Source organism: Arthrobacter sp. P1_D4, from assembly GCF_056406115.1.
In genome coordinates this window covers 91,237-108,298 of the sequence record NZ_JBFUAU010000026.1, presented here as the reverse complement: position 1 = coordinate 108,298, position 17,062 = coordinate 91,237, and the positions used below count along the sequence as shown (strand labels likewise).

Sequence of the window (17,062 nt, the reverse complement as noted above, 5' to 3'; positions counted from 1 at the left end):
AATGTACTGGGCACGTTCGGTGCCTTGTTCCTGAATCAGGGTATCCAGGGACTCCAGCCACTCGGCGGTCTCTTCCGGATCACGATCAGGCAGCTGGTTTGTCAACCCGCTGAGGATATGGGAGGTATCTTCTCCTGCAGCCACGTCCACCTCACTCTTCATCGTTGAATGGTGATCAATATTTTTCATTATGTGGAAAAACTTTCTTGCATTTCGAGATTATCGAGAGAGGCTGGGACGCGTCAACATCAGCGGCGCATCACCGCGGCCCGGCAGTCACAATCGGTTGGAAGGTCGGTGCCTTGGCGGTCAGGCTGAGGTGAGCAGCCTGCCCCACCTCGGGGAGAGCAGCGGGGCGCCGGCCATTTTGAGGCAGTGCCACAGGGTCACGGCCACCGAATCGAGCACGGGAACGCCCATGGCCGCCTCGATTTCCTCCGCGATGTTGGCACCGTAGAGATTGGTGCAGAGGTACACGAGCGCGTCCGGGTTCTGTGCCGCAAGTTCCAGCGATCCGGGCCGCATCTCGGCGTCGGAGACCCGGGCGAATGATTCGTTGTCGCTCAGGCCGAGGAAACGGTGGTCAAGTGTTTTGATCCCGTCCCGTTCGTAGGACGCCACGATCCGTTCGTTGACGTCCTCTGTGTACGGGGTGAACAGCCCGATCCGCTCGGTGCCGAAGGACCGGAAAGCCTCCATGTAGGCCAGTGTGGAGGTGGTGGCGGGAATGCCGGTGGCGTCCTGCATTCCCCTGACGAGTTCGCGGTCGTGATCGGCGCCGAGCCACGATCCTGAAGTGCCGTTCCACGCGATGACGTCGACGTCGGCGGTCGCCAGGATCTCGGCGGCGGCCCGCATTGCCGGGGCATCAAATTGCCGGTCGGAGGAATCGTCGAGGGCGATCCGCGTGACCTGGATCCTGGCGAAGTGGATTGTCACGTCGTCGCGGTCGCCGAGGATCCGGTAGCTTTGCGGCTCGAGGCAGGTGTTGGAGGACGGCACGATCATGCCGATACGGGTGGGGCGGGTTGCGGAAGGCATGGGTGCTCCTAGCGGGCAGCGGGGTAGACAGCGGCGGGGGCGGGGGTAGCGCTGACGGGGGCGGTGGCCGCGGCCGCCTGGTGTTCGCGGAAACCGTTTCGGGCCACAAACTGGCCCACGGGGCCGGGGTCATGGAAGCCGCCGGCGTCCAGCACCACGCGTCCGGCGGACACCACGACGGCGGGCCAGCCGGTGAGCGTCCTGCCGTCAAAGGGCGAGAAGTCAGTCCCCATGTGCAGGCCCGCGCCGTCAACGGTGCGTTCCTGTGCGGGATCGAAGACGACGAGGTCGGCGTCGTACCCTGCTGCGATCGTTCCCTTGCCCGGCAGGGCGTTGATCCGGGCCGGACCGGCGGCGAACACTTCCACGAAATCCTCCACCCGGGCTGCCCCGCCGGTGGCGTCCATCATGGCGGTGAAGGTGACAGGCATGCGGGTTTCGACTCCCGGCAGGCCGTGCGGCATGGCGCGGATGTCATCGGACCGCTCGCGCTTTTGCGTGACGTCGTAGCAGGAGTGGTCCGAGGCCACCGTGTGGATGGCTCCGGCGGCAAGCCGGTCCCGCAACGCGGCGACGGTCTCGGGGCTGCGCATCGGCGGGCAGCAGGCGTACCACTCGGGGAAGGACGTGCCGTAGACGGTGTCGTCCAGGGTGAGGTAGTGCGGGCACGTTTCCGAGAAGGCGTCCATTCCGTGGCTGCGGGCCCCGGCGACGAGGTCTACGGCCCCCGGCGTGGACTGGTGCACAAAGTAGACGGGAGCGTTGGTGTACTCGGCCATCGCCAGGGTCTCCTTGACCGAGATCTCCTCCGCGAGTTCGGGCCGGGTCCGGTGCAGGTGTTCGATGCCGATGCGGCCGTCGTCCGCATGCTGCTGGGTGCAGTCGGCAATGATGGGATCGTGTTCGGCGTGGATGTAGGTGAGGCCGTCGAGCCGGACCATCTCGCGCATGACCTTCAGGATGGTGTCCCCGTCGGCCATGGTGGTGCCCCGGTTCGTGGTGTACATCTTGACCGAACGGACACCTTCGGCGGCGAGCTGTTCGAGCTGCCACGGCACAGTCTCGTCCCACTGGACCACCGAGCCGTGCAGGGCGACGTCGCAGCGGGACTCGCGTGCCAGTTCCTTCTTGTGCAACACCGCGGCCAGCGGGGTCTCGCGGGCGTCGCGGGGGATGCCGAAGTCGATAATGGTGGTGGTGCCGCCCCAGAGGGCAGCGGTGGATGTGGTCCGGTAGTCGTCCAGGGTTCGGAACCGTCCGGTTACCTGGGCGACATGGCAGTGGCCGTCCACGCCACCCGGAATCACCAGCTGGCCGGCGGCGTCGATGGTCCTGGCGGCAGCGGGGACCGGCTCAGAAGCGTCCACGAGCTGGACGATCGTCCTGCCGTGCACCACGACGTGCACATTCTGGCGGCCGAAACTGTTGACCACGGTGCCGTTGGCAATGACAAGGTCTGGGGTGTGGGACATCGTTGTCCTCCTTCGAGAAAGAAAATTAGTGGGACGGTGCGGGCAGCCGGGTGGCGTGCTGCGCCGTCGTGAGGGCGGCATCGAGGTTTTTCGAAAGTCCCTTGCGGGCCTTGACCGGTGGCGGCGCGAAGGCGCCGGCCCGGTGCGGACCGGACTGGAGGTTGACTACGGACTGGGCCATCTGGATGCCAGCGGAAATGCCGTCCACCACGGGGACGGGGATCTGGCCTGCAAGCTCGCGGGCAAGTCCGGCGAGCGGCGCGCCGGCGAGGATCACGACGTCGGCCCCGTCCTCGGCGACGGCCTGGCGGCTGAGCGCCAGCAGGGTCTCCTTGAAGTCATGCTGCACGGAGCCGATGCCGTTGAGGCTCTCGTTGATGGAGCGGATCGAGGCCAGCCGGCCGGCGAGCCCGAACCGTTCAACGCAGTCCAGATACCAGGGCCGGATGCGGTCCGAGATGGCGATGATCGAGAACCGGTGCCCCTGCAGGGCGGCGGCGCAGAGTGCCGCCTCGGTAATTCCGATGACGGGGACGTCGGCGAGTTCCTTCAGCGCCGGCATCCCTGGGTCGCCGAATGCGGCGACCACCACGCCGTCGACGCTGGCGCCGTCGCGAGTGTACTCTGCGATGATTTCGGCGACGGCACCGGCGGCGATCAGCGATTCAAAGCGGGTTTCGATGTATTCGACGCCGTGGCCGGCGGTCCGGACTACCAGTTCGGTTCCGGGCGAGGCTGAACGCCGGGCTTCGGATTCGATCAGCGAAGTGACATCGTTGCTGATGTTGGGGTTGATGACAAGGAGTTTCATTACTTCTTCCGATGAAGGTCGGGTTCCGTCCGGCGGAAATTCTCCGGAAACTGTTCCCGGTATTTGTCGATGTGCGACGCCGACTGGGCAGCCGCCCGGTCAGGGTCACCGCTGGCGATCGCGGTGTAGAGCGCCCGATGTTCTTCGATGAGTTCGGGGAGGTCGCTCACATGCCGGAACAGCCAGTGCATCCGGCCCTGGAGGGGTTCGAGCGCCGATTTGAGGAAGCCGTTGTTGGCGATCCGGGTGATGGCATCGTGGAATTCGCTGTTGGCCCGGTGGGCGTCCATAATGGCGCCCTTGGCTAGAGAGAGCTCGGCCGCGTCCAACAAGGCTTCCAGCGCACTGAGGTCCTCCGGTGTGGCGCGGGCCGCGGCCAGTCTGCAGGCCAGCACTTCGAGCGACTGGCGGACGTCGAAGAGATCCTCCACGTCTTTGGGGCTGAGCGAGCTGACTTCGGCCCCGCGAGCGCCGCGGTCGCTGACCAGGCCTTCCTGGCGCAGCATTCGCAGCGCCTCGCGGACCGGGAGGCGGGAGACGTTGAATTCGGCGGCGAGGTCGCGCTCCACCAGCCTGGTGCCGGGAACGTAGTGCCCTTCAAAGATCCTGTTGCGGAGGGTGTCCCGGACAGCCTCCCGGAGGGGGCGTTCCTTGTCCTGGGTTTCTTCTGCGGTAAGCATGGTGCTCCATTTCGGGTTCTTTATGGCACTGCGTTCCCGGCTTCGGGAACTGGTGTTTCGTGGCCTAGCTTAGACAGGGAGCCGCTTGTTGTAGTTCAGGGTCAGCACGGATGCGCCCATGATGATCGCGGATCCCACGAAGTACAGCAGCGCCCAGGTGTATGAGCCGGTGGCACCGACGATCAGGCCGACCGCGATCGGGGTGACGAAGCCGGAGATATTGCCGCTGAAGTTCATCGCGCCGCCCAGGACGCCGGCGTTGGTCCGGCCACCCAGGATCGAGGGGATGCTCCAGAAGAGGCCCACCCAGCGAAGGAAGAACATGACGACGGAGAGCAGGACTACCGCCGTCGTCGGGTCGGCAACGACGGTGACACCGACAAGGCCGCCGATCACTACGACGCTGGAGGTGCCCAGTAGGGTGCGCATGACGCGGTTGGCCGAGGCGCCGGATGCCCGCCATTTGTCGGCGATGGTGCCGCCGAGGATTTCGCCGACGAAACCGGCGCCGAAGATCACGAACGTGGACCAGCCGATGGTCTTCAGGTCAAAGCCCTTGGCCTGGGCCAGGTAGAGCGGGCCCCAGGTGAGCAGGCCGTAGAAGACGCCGTTGAAGCCCAGCCAGCCGAAGCACATGGCCCAGAAGGAACGGAACTTCAGGTAGGGGAGCAGGGCGCGCTTGCCCTTGCTGCCGTCGAGCTCGGCTTCGGCGTCCTCGGCGGCGTGGGAGGCCTCGATGTACTCGGCTTCGGCGTCGTTGACTCCGCGATGCTGGCGGGGGTTGTCCCGGACGTACCACCAGACGGCGAGGCCCATGAGGACGGTGGCGGCGCCGGCGATGATGAAGGAGCTCCGCCAGCTGCCCGTCGAGGCGATCAGGCCTGCGATGAGGATGCCGCCGAGCCCGGCGCCCAAAGGGGCTCCGGCGTCAAGGATGGTGGCGCCGCGGCCGCGTTCCGATTTGTGCATCCAGATGGCGTTCAGCTTTCCGCCGGCCGGCATGACGCCGGCCTCGGTGACGCCGATGCCGAGGCGGGCGATGAACATGCTGACAAAGCCTCCGGCCAGGCCGGAGGCCGCCGTTGCGGCACCCCAGCCGACGCAGGACGCGGTCATCACCTTGCGGGGGCCGAACTTGTCGATCAGCCAGCCGACCGGGATCTGCATGAGGGCGTAGGTCCAGAAGAACGCCGAGAGCAGGAGGCCCACGAGCTCCGGGGCCATGTTGAATTCCTTCTGGATGATGGGCAGGGCGACAGAGATGGATCCCCGGTCGATGTAGTTCACGGACACGAGGACCAACAGGAGGAGGAACATTTTCCATCGGACATTCGTGCGCCGTTGCACGCCGTCCTTGGAGCCTGTGGGTTCAGCAGGCTGTATTGCTGTTTCGGTATTTGGAAGAGACACAACTTCTCCTTGATAGAGAGTAAACATGCCGGCAAGTGATGGGGGATTTGTTTGAGGGGCAGGATGCCGGAGTGTGGGGCGTCCTGTGCGCGGGCCCTGTGTCGATCGCAGCGGTTGATAGGGGGCTGATGTCAGCGCTGACATCAGGTTCGGATCAGGTGCAGAATCTGGGAGGGCGGGGCCCGGCAAAGCTTTCTTGTTTTGGGATCCCGTTTTGGGATCCCAAAATTCAGATTAGGAGTGACGTGGGCCACTGTCAAGGGTCATGGGCCGGCTGGGCCGGTTCGCCGCGAAAATGTCGTTTGTGACTGGCCCGGGGTGCATGGCTGCGCGGGACCATGGCTGCGCCGGCCACCAGGCAGGGAGGCCTGCTCCCGGAGCGGTGCCGGGGGCCGGTAGCGGTGGGAGTGGTGCTGGCAGCCGGTCTTGGCTGCTCCGGGCTTAGCTGCCCCGGTAGGTGGAGTAGGCGAAGGGGCTCAGCAGAAGCGGGACGTGGTAGTGGGCCTGCGCTTCGGACACCGCAAAGGTCAGTGTGACTTCGGGGAAGAAGGTCTCGGTCCCGGCGGCCGCGTAATAGGCTCCGGTGTCGAAGCCCAGGCGGTAGGTGCCGGAGCCCAGGCTGTCGGGGCCGAGCGACTTGACGCGGCCGTCATCGTCCGTGGCGCCGGCCGCGATCCTGACCCAGCGTTCGCCGTCGAGCATGTCCAAGGTGACTGCGACGCCTGCGGCGGGCTTGCCGGAACCCGTGTCCAGAACGTGGGTGGTGACGTGGGAAGTGCTCATGCGCCTATCAGTCCTTCGAGTCGGAGTACCGCGATTTCGCGCAGCTGCTGGCCGATGACCACTTGTTCTTCTTCGGGAGTGTGGGCGAGCCGGGCGTTGAGGGCCGCCAGGATCTCCTCGCGGCTCCGGCCGGCCGCGCGGATCAGGAAGACCTGGCCGAATTTCTCTTCATAGCTCCGGTTCCCTGCGGCGATGGCTGCGGCGACGGCCGGATCCGGAGCGCCCAGGCTCGCCTGCTCCGATTGGGAGAGCCGGGCCTCCGCGCTGTTTCCTGCGGCCCGTTCGCCGATGCGGGGATGGTGGGCCAGCGCGGCTTCCACCTCCGCGTCGGTGAACGGTTCCGCCGCGCGGCCGGCGGTTTGGAGGAGGATTTCCGGACTGTCGAAGGGCCTCGAGCCGACGATCTCCTCAATCCATCGCTCGATGTCCAGGCAGGGGCGCAGGGCGGCGGCGGCCTCCGCGCGTCCGGCGGCATTAAAGTCGTCCAACAGCATGTGCCAGATCCTTTGTGTCAATGCTGGCATCCACGGTGTAGGGCTATACGGACAAAATATTCGTATCGTGGAACTGTTATTTCAGCATATGCAAAAGATTGAACCGTACCCGTCTGAGCTGTGTCAACCAGGGGCGGCTCCGCGACAGCCCCGGCTAACTCGCCAGGAACCGCAGCAGAACCTCGTTGACCTCCGCCGCGTGGGTCCACAGCATGCCGTGCGGGGCGCCGTCGATCTCCACATACTCGGCGCTCGGCAGCGCCTTGGCGAACTGGCGGCCCGCGACATCGATCGGCAGGATGTTGTCCGCAGTGCCGTGCACAATGAGGGCCGGGACATCAATTTTGGGGATGTCGGCACGGAAGTCCGTGTACCAGGTCGGCTGCGCTGCCGCCGACGCCGTGGCCCCACCACTGGTGGCGAGGTTCCAGCCGGCGTTCATGACCTCCTGGCTGAGCCGGGGGGTGCCGAGGAGGGTTTCGCTGTTGTAGAAGTTCTTGAAGAATTCCGTGAAGAAAGCGTACCGGTCCGCCGTCACGGCCTCCATCAGCCCGTCGAACACCGACTGCGGGACCCCGCCCGGGTTGTCCTCGGCCTGAAGGAGGTATGGCTCAAGGGAGCTCAGGAACACGGCTTTCGCCACCCGGGCAGAGCCGTAGGTTCCAAGGTAGCGGCCCACCTCGCCGGTGCCCATGGAGAAGCCCACCAGCACGGCGTCGTTCAGGTCGAGGGTGGTCAGGATGGTGTTGAGGTCCGCCGCGAACGTGTCGTAGTCGTAGCCCTCGGTGGGCTTGCTGGACTGTCCGAAGCCGCGCCGGTCGTAGGTGATCACACGGTAGCCGGCACCGAGCAGCGCTGCGCTCTGCTTTTCCCACGACGAGCCGTCCAGTGGGTAGCCATGGATCAGGACCACGGCCTGGCCGGATCCGTGGTCCTCGTAGTAGAGCTCGACGTCTGTGCTGTTTTCGCTTCCAACCTTGATGTAAGCCATGCCAGCGGTCCTCCCGGTTCGGCGCAATGCGCGGTGGTTCGGTGTGGGCGGTTCGGTGTGGGGCGGTTTCGATCTGATGTGCAGTCAGTACGTGGGCTCCACTTTAGCGGCCGGAACTCCCGCCGCCAGTGCCTGTTCACCATCCGGAATGAGGAAGTCCTCCGCCAGGTCCGCCCACTGCGGCCGGAAGGAATACAGGCAGCCGAGCCTCAGGCGGGTCGCGGCTGCGTAGGCGTCGAAGCGCGCCGGGGTGACATGCAGTTCCTCGGCGGTGGCAATGACGTGGCGGCGGGCGGTTTGGTACCTTTCGGCGGTCAGGCGGTGTTGGTGCAGGCGCAGCTGGAGGTGCACGGCGATGTTGCCGAGGTCGGCGGCGGCCTCGGCGCGGCAGGCTTCGTCGAAGTCCAGCAGACCCAGGGGAGCGCCCGGATCCACGGTGAAGACCTGCTTGTCGTGAAGGTCCCCGTGGGACCACACCAGCGGATCCGGATCGGTCCGGAGCAGCTTTTGGGCGGCCTGCCCTGCGGCCCCGCGGACGGCCGCGCGCTCGGCTTGCGCCGCCGGAATGTCCCCGGCGTGCACCAGCCACAGGTTCACCGTGTGTTGCAGTCTCGCCAGTTCGACGGCGGCCGTCCGGGGCGGGAGCGCCTCGAGGCTCGGGCGGTGCGCCGGAGTCCGGGCCACGGAATGCTGCCGAACCCAGGCCCGGGACCATTTTTGCCAGGCATTTTCAAAGACCACATCGCTGACCGCGGGGTCGATTCCCAGCTCGAACAGGGAACGGCCGGGCAGCGTCATGAGGGTGAGGCAGCCAGGGGCGGAGGAAACAATTTCCGGGGTGAGGAAGTCCCCTGCGCCGAGGAGCTCGTTCATCCGGGCGTGCCTGCCCACTGCTTCATCGGACTGGCGGGCCCGGAAGAGCTTGAGATGGTGCTCCCCGGCTCTGACCACGGCACGCTTGTGGGCCCGGTGCACCACCACCACCCCCAGCGGCGACGCGCGCTTCAGGGCGGGGAGACGCCGGTCGCGGCCGTCCCGCAGGAGCTCCAGCTGGCCCGCCCGGAGGTGGGCTGCCCGGACCCCTGCCCGGCCGGGAACCCCCAACTCCAGGACGTAGTCCTCCGCGGAGTCGTCGGGCCAGGACCGGATGACCTGCCATTCGGTGTTGTCAGCATCCAGGACGGCGGCCGGGACGGGCGGGTGCCAGCCCATTGGATCAGCCCCTGGATCCGAGGGACTGGCTGGCGGCCAGTGGGGTGAATCCGAAGGACTGACGATGCCGTACCCGTTCCTCGAGAACGCGGGTCGCCAGAGATGAGCCCGACGGGAGCGAAGAACAGGCCAGGCGCAGCCAGCGTGCGTCCGAGTAGGCATCGAACCGATCCGGGCTGACCTGCAGTTGCCGGGCGACGGCCAACACCTCCGAGTGAGCCTTTAGGTATCGCCCCGGCGTCAGGCTATTGCGCCTCAGGCGGCGCTCCAGATGGAAATCCAGGTAAGCGAGGTCGCGGGCGGCCTCGGCCTGGGCAGCATCGTCGAAGTCCAGCAGCCCGAACGGGGACCGGTCGTCGCCAGCGATGATCTGCCGGTCGTGCAGGTCTCCGTGCGCCCATACTAGTGGGTCCGGTACTGAGCCGAGCAAGTTCGCCGTGACGTAATCTGCCATGGCCATCAACGTGTGGCGTTGGGTGGACAGTTCCGGGACGTTCTCTGTGTGGCGCAGCCATCGTTTCAGCCAACGGGCCGCGGCGTTTGCTTCCGCCTCCGGTGAATGGACCGGCATTGCGCCCAGAATGGTTCGTCTGCTGGCGTCAGACGCCGCGCTCAGCTGGGCGAGCCACGCGCGGGACCATTTTTCCCATGCGTCGTCAAAATCTTTTTCGCCGATCGTGACGTAGTCCTCGCCGATTTCGCCGAGCGTCGGTCCGGAGAGGGCGCTTAAAACGAGGGTGTCCGGGGAGCTCCGAAGCACTTTGGGCGCCGTGAAGGCACCGGCGTCCAGCAAGCGGTCCATCTGGGCGCATCGTTCGGCGGGGACGGCGGCGCCTCCGGGCCGGAAGATCTTGATGTAGCAGCCCTCCGCCCGGATGATCGCCCGCATGTAAGGCCAGTGGGAAATGATTTCCCCGCGCTGTCTTTCCGTCCGAAGGGCCGGCAGGTAGGGATCGTCCTCCGGCAGGAGCTCAAAGTGGCCTTGGCTCAGATGGGCTCCCCGGACGCCGGGCCGTCCCGCAGTCGCGACCTCAAGCAGGTATTCTCCGGGTTCTTTGTCGGGCCACGCCCAGCGGACGCGCCACGGGGTGCCGGCGTCGTCGATGTATTTCCAAAGCGGTGGGTGCCAGCTCACGCGATCAGCTCCAAAGCTCGGCGGATCTGCCAGTTCGTGTCGGCCGGCCAGTCGCTGGCCCGGTTCCGGAACGGGTCGACGCTGTTCAGGAACAACCGGAAGGCCGCCCAGGTCTCCACCCCGGCCTGCGTCACATGCCCGCCGGCGTCGCGGTAACCGTCGATCAACTGGGCCGTCTTACGGCCGCCGGCGMCGGGCCCGACGCCGGCGGGGTCTGCGATGTCCTCCACCGCGGCAAAGGACCCAAGGTCCCTCGCCGGCTCGGAGGTCGTCACGCGGTCGAAATCGATGATGCGGATGGCCGGGCCGTCCACCAGTACTTGGTCCGCCGAAAAGTCACCATGGACCATCACCGGCTGTTGCCTTCGGGGGCCGGCGGCGCCGACAGCTGCCAGGAGCCGGCCGGTGAGCGCGTCCACCGGAGCCTCGAGCCCGGGGAGCAGGCAGGCGATCATGGACCGCGTGGCCATGAGCTGGCGTACAAGGTCCTCCATGTCCGTCATCCGGTCCGCCCCGGGCTCCGTGTCCATGCCATGGATCGCCGCCAGGGCTTGGCCGGCCCGGTAGGCGGCCGGATCGTTGCCGCCGCCACCCAGGTCTCCCTGGCCCCAGCCCGGGGAGGCACTGATGCCGTGCGCGGCGCATTCCGGGTCCGCGAGTTCGGGCAGGACCGGGATGCCGTGGCTCTGAAGCCGCTGCCGCAGGCGGAGTCCCGCGGCAGCCTCGTCAGCTTGGACGGCGGTCTTGACGACGACGGGGACCGTCTCCGTGGGGACCCTGGCAACGAGCCTGCGCTCCGGGTTGTATCTCAGCACGCTGACCGGGGGGTCCAGGAAGCGCCCTGCCGCGGGGAGCGCTCCGAGCCGACGGAGTCCGTGGTCCCGGAGCCAGCGCAGGTTGGGGCGAAGCGGCCAGTCCTCCTCGATGGGACCGGCCGCCACGGCGACGTCGGGGTTGAGATGATCGGGCTGGATAAGCCGGATGCCGCCGCCGCGCTTTTGCGAACTGTCTGCCCGCTGCTGCAGTTTCCCGACGTGCTCCGGTGTTGTTGTCAGTGCCCAGCCGTAGCTGCCGGCACCGCTGGCATAACTGCCGCTGCCGTAACTGCCGTTGCCGGTCCGGCGGAAGGCGACGAGGGCGGAGGTGTGCGGTTTGTAGCGGGTCCTGACGATCTGGACACTTTCGCCCAGGAGCTCGGAGAGCAGCTCGTCGTCGAGCACCCAGTTCAGGCCAGGGACCCGGACGTCACGGGCCGCCAGGGCACGGTCAGCGTCGCGCCGCTGCGCCTGCAGCCACTGTCCCTGCAGCCATCGTCCCTGCAGCCGCTGTCCCTGCGGGGTGCTCACGTCGGCACCTTGAACAGTTCACCCGGCTCGGGGGTCTGCTGCCGGTGGACCCAGCCGGCAAAGCGGGAATCCGGATCGGCCAGCAATGACTGCGGCGGCCCGTCTTCCAGGATTTGGCCGTCTTCGAGCCAGATCACCCGGTCGCACGATTGGGCCGAGTTGACGTCGTGGGTGATCGTGATGGAGGTCCGGCCCTCGGTGAGTGTGTCCAGGGCGCTGAGGACCGAATCCCGGGATGCCGGATCGAGGCCGGCGGTCGCCTCGTCCAGGATCACGATCGGGGCCTTGCGGAGCATGGCACGGGCGACGGCCAGCCGTTGACGCTGGCCCCCGGAAAGATCGTTGGCCGCCTCGCCAAGGACGGTTTCATAGCCCTGGGGCAGTGCGCGGATGAAACCGTCGGCCTGGGCGAGGGCCGCCACGGCTTCGATCTCCTCATCGGTGGCATCGAGGCGGCCGAACCTGATGTTCTCCCGGACGGAGGTTCCGAACAGCACGGAGTCCTGGAGCAGGATTGAGACATGGGAACGCACGGAAGCGATCTTCAGGGCCCGCAGGTCCTCGCCGCCGAGGCTGACACTTCCCTTCCACGGGTCCACCATCCGGAGGATCATGCTTGCCAGCGTGGACTTCCCGGCCCCGGAAGGCCCCAGCACGGCGCAGTGCTGACCCGCCGGTATGGTCAGAGTGATTCCCTTGAGCACCGCGGTTTCCTCGAAGTGGCCGGCCCAGACGTCCTCGAACACAATGTCCGGGTGCGGGTTCTTGAGGGCGACGGCGTGCGGTGACTCGGGCACGTCACTCTGGGCCTCAAGCAGGTCCGCAACCCGTTCCCCGGAGGCCGTCGCGCGTGCGATACGGCTGGTGTACCTGGCCACGTCCTTGAGTGGCCTCAGCCCGGTTTTCAGGTAAGTCAGGAAAACGACCAGATCTCCGGGTGTCATCGCGTGGTGCATCACCCTCCATCCACCGGCAGCCAGGACCACCGCCGTCGCGATTCCCGTCAGGACGTCGGTCTTCCGTTGCAGGCTGGCGGCCAGCCGCAGCGTGACCACCCCTGAGCCAAGTGCCGACTGGTTGCTCTTGCTGAAGCCCGAGCTGAGGGTGTCTTCGAGTCCGTACGCCTGGACTTCGCGCATTGCGCCCAACGTCTGGGCGGCGGTGGTGGCCAGGGCGCTTTCACCCTTGCGTGACTTGCGGGCCGCCGTAGTAATCGATCCCGAGTTCTTGCGGGACACCAACACGAATATCCCGATGGACACGAACGTCACCAGTGCGATCAAAGGATCGAGCCAGAGCATGATGATCATCATTGCTATCAGCGACACGAAATTGCCGATGAGGGGGAGCCCCGCCGTGACGGCCACATCCTGCAGCCGGGACACGTCTCCGACGAGCCGCTGGACAGTGTCGCCGGTGGAGGCGCGGCTGTGGTGGCGCATCGACAGGCCCTGGAGGTGGCGGAAGGTTCGGGCGCGCAATTCGGAGGAAATCCGGGTACCCACCAGGGCAAACGAAATCGCGGACACGTAGCCGGCCACGGCCCGGATCAGGCAGATGACAACCACCGCACCGGCGCAGAGGAGCAACACCTCCGCGCTCGCCTCCACGCTGAGCGGGGACCTGCGCAGAGTGGCGCCGAGTGAGTGTGAGACGGAGTCGAGGACGATTTTCACCGGCCACGGCTCAAGAAGCCGGAAGAGGATTTCCACGGCCATGGCAATGAATCCCCAAGTGATGAGCAGCCTGTGCCCGCGCAAATGCGGGCGGACGCATCGCAAGGTCCGCCGCAGCGGTGAGAGTTCAGCCGGTGCGCTGGTGCGGGTCCGTCGCCACAAGGTCCGCCAGCTGCGGGGGTGCGAATGTCTGGCAGTGGTGGTCATTGCCTGGCCAGTCTGCGTGCAGGCGGCAGCGCCCCGGTGATCCGGGACAGCACCCCGCTCCAGCTGAACCGCTGCACGGCGTCGTTGCGGGCCTCGAGCCCCAGCCTTTCCCGCAAATTCGGGTCTTGGCCGAGCCGGAGGAGGGCGTCCGCGAGCGCGGCAGGGTCCCCCGGCGGGACGAGGATCCCGGTGCGGCCGTCCTGGATGATGGACGGAATCTGGCCCACGGCGCTCGCGATCACAGGCAACCCGGCCGCCATGTACTCAAAAACCTTCAGTGGCGAGAAGTAATCGTCCTGGCCAGGTCCGTCCGGGGGATAGGGAGCGGCGGCGGCGTCGAATTCTGCCAGGAGGCCGGGCACCGCAGCCGGCGCGACGGCGCCTGAGAATACCGTCGGCACGCCGAGGGATTCGGCGAGGCGTTCGAGGTCCTGCCGGCCGGGGCCGTCACCCACCACATGGAGCTGCCAGCGCAGGCCCGGGTCGGCGGTCTGCTGGTTGGCCAGGGCGACACCGTGCAGCAGGCCGGGGACACCGTGCCAGGGCTTCAAGGTTCCGACGAACCCGACGGTGAGGTGGTCCGGATTCCGTCGGCCGGGGCGGCGGGCCGTGATCCGTTCGACGTTCACTCCGTTCGGCGCCAGCACAGTCCTGGCGGTCGGCACCCGCGCCCGCACCCAGCGGACCACGGGATCCGAGACGCAGGCCACGACGTCGGCCGTCGCGGCGTTGCGGCGGAACACCGTCTCAGCCTTCTTCACATCGAGCAGCTGGCGGTACCGCTGCTGCTCCTCGATCAGCGGAGCATTGACCTCAAGAACGGACGGCACGTCCAGGATGCGGGCCACCACCGACAGTGCCGGGCTAAACAGCGAATACCGCTCGTAGAACAGCCCGCAACCGTTGCGCAGGACCTCGTCCGCCAGGCCCAGCGCGGCGTCCTGGACCGCCCGTTCCCGCGCCGAGGCGGGGACGGATTCCGGCTTGACTTCGACGACGTCGAGATCGGCAAGATCGCTGGGCCGCTCGGTGCCGAGCAGGGTGCAGTAGACGGTGACGACGGCGCCGGTGCCACGCCACGCCCGGACGATTTCCTGGACATGGACGGAGGAGCCCTTGGTGCCGAAGACAGGAACGCCGGGGTCGGCGCAGAGATAGGCCACGCGTGTCATGCGACTCTCCTTTCAGAACGGGAGAGGGACCTCAGGAGCTCGGCCTGGCGGTGGACGTCGTAGTCCTCCTCGATCAGGGCGCGGGCGTTGCGGGACATGGCGAGCCTGTCCGTGGCAGGGGAGCCGAGCGTGCAGATGCCGCGGGCCAGGGCGTGCGGGTTGCCCGGCCGGACCAGGACCCCGGTGGAGCCGTTCCGGACTACTTCGGGGATCCCGGTGACGGACGTGCTGACGCAGGGGACGCCCGTGGCCATGGCCTCGAGCAAGACCGTGGGCATGCCGTCCGCGTTGCCGTCTGCGCCGACCACGCAGGGCGCCACGAAGACATCGGAGGAGTGGAGCAGTTCGTGGACCTGGTCCTGGGTCTGCGGGCCGAGGAGGCGGACATGGCTGCCGAGTCGGAGCTGGCCGATGCCGGTCTCCAGTTCCTCGGCCATGAGCCCGGTACCGGCGATCCGGAGGTCCAGTTTGACCCCCTGGTCCAGCAGTTCGGCGGCCGCGGGCAACAGATACTGGAAGCCTTTTTTCTCCACCAGGCGCCCGACGGCGGCGATCCGGAGGGTGGCTTCGAGCGGCCGGGGTTCCCGGTACGGGAAGCGCTCGAGCTCCAGGCCGTTGCGCACCAGATGGAGCCGGGCGGTCGAGGACGGGAAGCGGCGGCGCAGGTAGCGCATGTTGTACCGGCTGATGGTCACGGCGTGATGGGCCTGCTCGAGCTTGAGCCGCAGGTCCTCGTCCTGGACCGATTCATGGAAGATGTCCACCGCGTGCGCGGTGAACGAGAACGGGATGCTGGTGATGAGGGACGTCAGCCGGGCCACGGTGGTTGATCCCGAGGCGAAGTGGACGTGCATGTGCCGGATGTTGCGGTTCTGCAGCGCGGTGGCCAGGTTGATGGCCTGCACGGCGTCGTCTGCCGAGGCGGCGGCGAGTTCGCCCAAATTCCGGCCGACGGCGGCTGTGAGCCCGGCCGCGTCGGCCATCCGGAGGCTCTCCCACAGGGCCACAGTCTTGATGGGGCGGTCAATATAGGTCACCGGTGCCTGGACCCGGGCGAGCTCGGGGTGGAACCGGGGGTCGTCGGTGGGCCGGAGCGAGAAGATTTCGATCCGGTCCCCGGCGGCCTCGCGGGCCAGGATCTCCGAAACGATGAACGTTTCGGAGAACCGCGGGTACATCTTCAGGACGTACGCCGTCCCCGGTTCAAACGGCGACACGGCTGGCACCTTTCACGCTCACGGCGGCATCGCTTTCGTCCGCGTTGAATTGTTCGGCACTGGCCCGTTCGGCGGTGACCTGATCGGCACTGTCCCGCTCGGTATCGGCCAGCCTGGTGGTGGCCAGCGGCCGCAGCAGCTCGGCGGCCATCTGCGGAACCCGGATCAGGCCGTCCAGCACCGCACGACGGCGGTCCACGGTGGTGCCGAACCGGGCGGCCAGCCAGGCCGCCAGGATCTCCGGCGTCAGCGTGCCAATCTCGTGTTGCTCCAGGTACCCGGCCGCGGCGAGGGAGGCGGCCCGGATCCGCTGCTCGGCGCGCGACTGCGTGCGGGGCACGATCAGGGCCGGGACAGGCGTGCTCATGATTTCGCACACCGTGTTGTAGCCGCCCATGGCCACGACTGCGCCGGCGTGCCGGATGTGGAACACGATGTCATCGACTGCGGCGACCACTTTGACGCCGGGGCGGGCCCGCTGCCGGAGGTCGTTGAGCTGCTCGGCGGGCATCTGCGGCCCGGCGACCACGAGGTGTCCCAGCCCGTCCGGGACCGGCGTGGCGACGGCGACGCGGGCCAGGGCATAGCCGTCCGAACCGCCGCCGACCGTCGTCATGCAGTACCGCCCGGGCATGCAGCTGGTGCCGGAGGCCGAAGGGCGCCCCTCGGCGAGGTAGCCCGTGTACCGGATGAGCTTTCGGAGGGCGAACGGTATTTCGCCGGCTGCTACGGGATCATGGACCGCGGGATCGCCGTAGACCCAAATGGCGTCGAACAGGTCCTTCACCACGCGGGGACCGCCCACCCTGGCCCATTCGGCGAGGGCCGCGGCGGGCGAGTCAAGGACCTCTCGGAGGCCCAGCACCACGCGCACGGGCCCGGCGGTGCGGGCGTGGCGCAAGGCTGTTTCGAGTTCGCCATGAACGCCCGTGGCGTGCCGGTCCACCACCACGAGGTGGGGGGAGAAACCGGCCAGCGTTGCCTGCAGCAGCCTGGCCCGCAATGGCACGAGCTCCCCCATGGGCAACGTCAGATTCCGCGGCAGGTAGCCCGCGGAACCCTTCGCCACACCGGGAAGGAGTACCCAGTCCCAGCCCTCGGGCAGCCGGAACGCCGGTGCGAGGGCTGTGCCGGTGATGAGGATTCCGGTGACGGGGCGGCCGATCAGGCCGGGAAGCTGATTGTTCAGCGCGTGGGCCAGTGCTAGATTCCGACGCACATGTCCCAGGCCCACTGAATCATGCGAGTACAGCACTATCCGCAATGGCTCCACAACAATCCTCCCCCGCCCCCGGTGCCCCCGGACACGGTCGCGAACGCGACTGTGTACGGGCAGGTGCTGTCTGATGTTATGCACCAGCGTGCGCCCCGAGAGTGAGGATGGGATGAGGGGATGATTAAGGATTCCTCATCCA

Annotated in this window: 16 protein-coding genes; all 16 read right to left on the bottom strand. The window is 67.2% G+C overall.

What is annotated here, in order from left to right; all coding sequences use genetic code 11:
• Positions 1-189 (bottom strand): hypothetical protein (locus AC1D0A_RS20745; protein WP_476863771.1); only part of this gene is annotated, 189 nt, incomplete at its 3' end.
• A gap of 120 nt (positions 190-309) precedes the next feature.
• Positions 310-1,041 (bottom strand): maleate cis-trans isomerase family protein, encoded by a 732-nt coding sequence (locus tag AC1D0A_RS20740; protein WP_476943744.1) that lies wholly within the window; start codon positions 1,039-1,041, stop codon positions 310-312.
• Between the two features lie 8 nt (positions 1,042-1,049).
• A complete protein-coding gene (locus tag AC1D0A_RS20735) occupies positions 1,050-2,513 on the bottom strand; it encodes an amidohydrolase family protein (protein ID WP_476943743.1) in 1,464 nt (487 codons plus the stop codon).
• Positions 2,514-2,538: 25 nt separating this feature from the next.
• Positions 2,539-3,324 carry an aspartate/glutamate racemase family protein gene (locus tag AC1D0A_RS20730; protein ID WP_476943742.1) on the bottom strand — a complete coding sequence of 262 codons (786 nt, stop codon included), beginning with the start codon at positions 3,322-3,324 and terminating at the stop codon, positions 2,539-2,541.
• Complete coding sequence (locus AC1D0A_RS20725; RefSeq protein ID WP_028275851.1) at positions 3,324-4,004, bottom strand: GntR family transcriptional regulator; 681 nt, start codon at positions 4,002-4,004, stop codon at positions 3,324-3,326. Before AC1D0A_RS20725 ends, AC1D0A_RS20730 begins: the two co-directional genes overlap by 1 nt.
• Positions 4,005-4,073: 69 nt before the next feature.
• On the bottom strand, positions 4,074-5,414 hold the full coding sequence (locus AC1D0A_RS20720) for an MFS transporter (protein WP_243180682.1): 1,341 nt from the start codon (positions 5,412-5,414) through the stop codon (positions 4,074-4,076).
• Positions 5,415-5,855: 441 nt separating this feature from the next.
• The gene (gene uraH / locus AC1D0A_RS20715; protein WP_230010411.1) at positions 5,856-6,197 is read right to left on the bottom strand and encodes a hydroxyisourate hydrolase; all 342 of its coding nucleotides are present in this window, start codon (positions 6,195-6,197) and stop codon (positions 5,856-5,858) included.
• Positions 6,194-6,691, bottom strand: a complete 498-nt coding sequence (uraD, locus tag AC1D0A_RS20710) for a 2-oxo-4-hydroxy-4-carboxy-5-ureidoimidazoline decarboxylase (protein ID WP_243180683.1) — start codon at positions 6,689-6,691, stop codon at positions 6,194-6,196. Before uraD ends, uraH begins: the two co-directional genes overlap by 4 nt.
• Before the next feature lie 154 nt (positions 6,692-6,845).
• On the bottom strand, positions 6,846-7,682 hold the full coding sequence (locus AC1D0A_RS20705) for an alpha/beta fold hydrolase (protein ID WP_243180684.1): 837 nt from the start codon (positions 7,680-7,682) through the stop codon (positions 6,846-6,848).
• An 84-nt stretch (positions 7,683-7,766) separates the two neighbouring features.
• Positions 7,767-8,894, bottom strand: coding sequence for a phosphotransferase (locus tag AC1D0A_RS20700; RefSeq protein ID WP_476946701.1), 1,128 nt, complete (start codon positions 8,892-8,894; stop codon positions 7,767-7,769).
• Positions 8,895-8,898: 4 nt separating this feature from the next.
• Positions 8,899-10,029 carry a phosphotransferase gene (locus AC1D0A_RS20695; protein ID WP_476946700.1) on the bottom strand — a complete coding sequence of 377 codons (1,131 nt, stop codon included), beginning with the start codon at positions 10,027-10,029 and terminating at the stop codon, positions 8,899-8,901.
• A complete protein-coding gene (locus AC1D0A_RS20690; protein ID WP_476946699.1) occupies positions 10,026-11,375 on the bottom strand; it encodes a phosphotransferase family protein in 1,350 nt (449 codons plus the stop codon). The genes AC1D0A_RS20695 and AC1D0A_RS20690 overlap by 4 nt, the downstream gene beginning before the upstream one ends.
• Positions 11,372-13,258, bottom strand: coding sequence for an ABC transporter ATP-binding protein (locus AC1D0A_RS20685; protein WP_476946698.1), 1,887 nt, complete (start codon positions 13,256-13,258; stop codon positions 11,372-11,374). Before AC1D0A_RS20685 ends, AC1D0A_RS20690 begins: the two co-directional genes overlap by 4 nt.
• Positions 13,255-14,430, bottom strand: a complete 1,176-nt coding sequence (locus AC1D0A_RS20680; RefSeq protein ID WP_243180697.1) for a glycosyltransferase — start codon at positions 14,428-14,430, stop codon at positions 13,255-13,257. The genes AC1D0A_RS20685 and AC1D0A_RS20680 overlap by 4 nt, the downstream gene beginning before the upstream one ends.
• A complete protein-coding gene (locus AC1D0A_RS20675) occupies positions 14,427-15,647 on the bottom strand; it encodes a glycosyltransferase (RefSeq protein WP_476946697.1) in 1,221 nt (406 codons plus the stop codon). Before AC1D0A_RS20675 ends, AC1D0A_RS20680 begins: the two co-directional genes overlap by 4 nt.
• Complete coding sequence (locus AC1D0A_RS20670; protein WP_476946696.1) at positions 15,634-16,866, bottom strand: glycosyltransferase family protein; 1,233 nt, start codon at positions 16,864-16,866, stop codon at positions 15,634-15,636. Before AC1D0A_RS20670 ends, AC1D0A_RS20675 begins: the two co-directional genes overlap by 14 nt.
• Positions 16,867-17,062: the final 196 nt, after the last annotated feature.